The organism is Candidatus Aenigmatarchaeota archaeon (genome assembly GCA_016932615.1).
In the GTDB taxonomy this organism is placed as follows: Archaea; Aenigmatarchaeota; Aenigmatarchaeia; order QMZS01; family QMZS01; genus JAFGCN01.
The window spans coordinates 1-3,424 of record JAFGCN010000016.1 but is presented as its reverse complement, the minus strand read 5'-3'; the positions used below and the strand labels follow the sequence as shown (position 1 = coordinate 3,424).

Below are 3,424 nucleotides of genomic sequence, written 5' to 3'. Positions count from 1 at the left end.
GCTATTTTGGGAGGATTTGGCAGGAATATTCACCTTGCTGCTTCCGTCATAAGCCGCGGCAGTGTTTTCCAGAATTGGCATAATAATTCTTAAGATTAGATGCTATTCATGGTTATGCCCCAATCTTTGCAAGGAACTTCTGCGGGTCCGCATTATACTCTGCAAAAATCTTTCCGACAGAAATGTAGTCGAATATTCTGTTTTCGACCATCCATTCCAGGACTTTTGCCTTGTTTCTTATGTCGTCTTCAATGTCATTTCTTTTAAGCCCGGACCTGTCCATGACTCTTTTGAGGACAACCGACTTTCCAATTATGTCGTACTGGTCTTCTTTGGGGTTCCACCTTGCAAGCTTGTTTACTATTGGCCTTCTTGCATCGTAATTCATTCCTGCCATTTCCTCGACAGAAGTGATTCTTCTTACGCTCTTTCCTGCTTTCTTGACTCTGGATATGAATATGACAATGTCTAGAATCTCAAGGAGGGTTGGCGGAAGGCTTATGGGTTCTGTCGTAAGCCGGTCTATGAGTGTTTCCATGGACTCTGCGTGTATGGTTGCCATACCAGGGTGCCCCGTTGCCATAGATTGGAAGAGAACGAATGCTTCCTTGCCACGAACCTCTCCTACGACAATCCTGTCCGGCCTTTGCCTCAGGCTTTCCTTAAGCAGGTCAAAAAGTGTGATGCTGCCCTTTCCCTCGACGACTTCTCTGGCCACCTCTGGAATCCAGTTAGGGTTGGGGAGCTGGAGCTCACCAGTGTCTTCAATAGTAACAATTTTCTCCTGGGGCTTTACAAGCATGGCAATTGAGTTGAGGAGTGAGGTTTTACCGCTTGCGGTTCCTCCAGATATGAGAAGGGACCTGCCGTTTTCAAGGGCAAACCAGATGTAAGCCATGAGCTTTACGTCGCAGGTGTTATAGAACATGTGCGTTATGGGTGTGAACGGCTCGGCACTAAACTTTCTTATGGTAAAGTTGCTTCCGTGCCTTGCTATGTCTGTAGCAAGAGTTGCCTGCACACGGCTGTTGTCCGGGAGGATGCCGTTAAGGAGCGGGTGTGCCATGGACAGGTCTTTTCCGCACCTTTGCGCCAGCTTCATTACAAATGTGTCTAGCTCGGTTCCATCCTCAAAAGCAATGTTTGTTTTTATCGTGCCGAACCTTGGGTCCCTGTGGACTATGTATATAGGCACACCCACACCGTCGCAGGAAATGTCTTCTATATTTTCATCCTGCATTATGGGCTCTATTTTTCCAAATCCAAGGAAGTCTCTGTAGATATAATATCTTATGACCTTAACGAGGGTTTCCGGGAGGTCAAGCCGGAAGTATTCCAGGGCATCGTCTATCTTTTTGTAAAGGTAGTTTCTTGCCTCGTATTTTTTTACTGCTGCAAAGTCTATGTCTATTTTCTCCCTTATGAATTCCTTGATTTCCTCCATGAGCCGATTTTCGCTTTTGCCAACTTCCGGCTCAACGACCATATACCGTAGCTCGTTTTGTTCATCGTCCCAGTAAATGTGCGTGTAGGAGAATATTTCTTCACCCTTCTGGGGCTTTTTTGGAATGAGCGGGTATTTCAGGTCAATTTCCTTAAGACGCTCTTTCTTGAATTCCTTTTCCACGGGCTTTATTCGGCTGGTTATATGGGGAAACGGCATCCCGTCAAACCGTGTGACTTTTTTCCTTTCTTCGCCATCCTTTCCTGCACCACCGATAATCATTCCACCTCCAGGCCCCCATCCACCTCCGGGTCCCCATCCCCCGCCACCACCAGGCCCGCGGGTCATCAAGACGTCATTAATCAGGTTTGAAAGGTCTTCACTGGTAAGGTTCTTCTTTCTTGCCTCCAGCGCCTTTAGAAGGTCAAGCAGCATAAGCCGCTGAGCATCAGTCATTTTTGCAAGTATCCTTGACTGCTCATCTGTCGGCTCTATTCCAAGCTTTTTTAGCATCTGGCCCAGCGTGGACGGCTCAACATTTTTCTTTGGCATATAATTGATAATTATTGGCTTCCTTCTGAGAATGTACTCTTTCTTTCCCAGTATTTTTATGGGTTTTGTCTTTTTTATCCTCCGCTTTATGACAGTTTTTACTTTCATCTTGTAAGAACAAGGGAATCATCCCGGTTTTCTATTACAAAGTATCTTCCGTTACTTGTTACAAATCCGACCGTGTTTTTCTGGTAGTCGATTGTATTGGCTTCAAGCCCCAGCCCAGTCTCAAAGTTTGAAACCTGGATTTTTCCGTTTTCAAGGGATAAGGTATACCTGTCTTCGGACAGGCGCTCAGGTATCATCACAAGCACGCTGCAATCGGTAATCTTGCCGCACATGTACGCTTTTGTAAGGGCAACTGAGGCAAGGTCACTCATGAGGAAATATTGCTCTCTTTGAGTCTGGGCTTTAAGCGCAGCAGTAGAATAAGAAACAAGGGCGGCAACTGAGAAAACAACCATGGCCGTTATCCCGAACAGCAATATTTCATTGATAATCCGGAAATCACCCTTCATAACATTAAATCAGGTCTATTTTAATAATAGTCCTGGTAACATTTCCTCTCTCTTCCCCAAGCTTTGTAATAAGCATTCTGGCGCCTTCGCTTCCGACAAGAGTCACGTTAAATGGCGTCACAATATCCCTGCTGTAGATATATGTGCCGCTTCCTGCACTGAGGTTTCTTAGTATCACGGAGTAAGTTGTCATAGCATATCTGTCGTCGCCTTGGCTTACCTGTGCTCCTATCACAGAGTAGGTATCTTCGCCCCACACTCCTTCATCAAGGTCGCAGTTTCTGGTAAAGCAGATAAATCCCCCCGGCGCATAAATGCTTCCGCTTGTCTCAACTGAGAAGTCTATCCTGTCTTCAATGGGGTCTATGTGCAGTTCGCCAGGGACACTGAAAACAACTTCCTCGCTTCCGCCGTTTTTTGCAATGTCATCGATTTTTTTGTCGAGGTTTTTGAGAAAGTTTTCTGCCGAGTACAATTCAGTCGTGCCTACGTTTTTCTGCATCATGGGCATCCCCCACTGGTAGGCGAGACCCGTTATTCCTGCAAGGACTCCGATAATCATTATCGTAGAAATTACGGGGGCAATTCCTTTTCTTTTGGAATTTTTTGGCTTTGCCTGGAAAACCGGCACAATTTCCATAATACTTACCTTATTTTACCTTTATATCATTTTTTTTGGCTTATCTCAGTCTTATTTCTGTGAGCCGATTTTGGCGTTCTTGCTTTTGCCTTGGACTGGGACCTCTCTTGCGCTGAAATGGAATAGAGCAAAATAATTCCTATGGAGGCAAGCATGGCAAGGGCGATGCCGACCAGGTTTCCTCCCCCAACCGCTTCACTGAGCACATTCACAACAAATATCTTCCTGCCAATTTCCTCGCCCGTGAGCGCGTCTTTAGCCACAAGGTCG

The 3,424-nt window shown here is 45.9% G+C and carries 4 protein-coding genes; all 4 read right to left on the bottom strand.

Annotated features, from left to right (window positions below; translation table 11 throughout):
* Positions 1-112: 112 nt before the first annotated feature.
* Entirely contained in the window at positions 113-2,104 is a 1,992-nt protein-coding gene (locus JW727_04380; protein ID MBN2095260.1) for a type II/IV secretion system ATPase subunit, read from the bottom strand.
* Complete coding sequence (locus JW727_04375) at positions 2,101-2,514, bottom strand: hypothetical protein (protein MBN2095259.1); 414 nt, start codon at positions 2,512-2,514, stop codon at positions 2,101-2,103. Before JW727_04375 ends, JW727_04380 begins: the two co-directional genes overlap by 4 nt.
* Before the next feature lie 4 nt (positions 2,515-2,518).
* Positions 2,519-3,154, bottom strand: coding sequence for a hypothetical protein (locus JW727_04370; GenBank protein ID MBN2095258.1), 636 nt, complete (start codon positions 3,152-3,154; stop codon positions 2,519-2,521).
* Between the two features lie 26 nt (positions 3,155-3,180).
* Positions 3,181-3,424 (bottom strand): hypothetical protein (locus JW727_04365; protein MBN2095257.1); only part of this gene is annotated, 244 nt, incomplete at its 5' end.

Bases quoted from the DNA above. Each gene is read 5' to 3' on its own strand.
- JW727_04380 (MBN2095260.1), bottom strand. From the start codon at position 2,104: ATGAAAGTAAAAACTGTCATAAAGCGGAGGATAAAAAAGACAAAACCC.
- JW727_04375 (MBN2095259.1), bottom strand. From the start codon at position 2,514: ATGAAGGGTGATTTCCGGATTATCAATGAAATATTGCTGTTCGGGATA.
- JW727_04370 (MBN2095258.1), bottom strand. From the start codon at position 3,154: ATGGAAATTGTGCCGGTTTTCCAGGCAAAGCCAAAAAATTCCAAAAGA.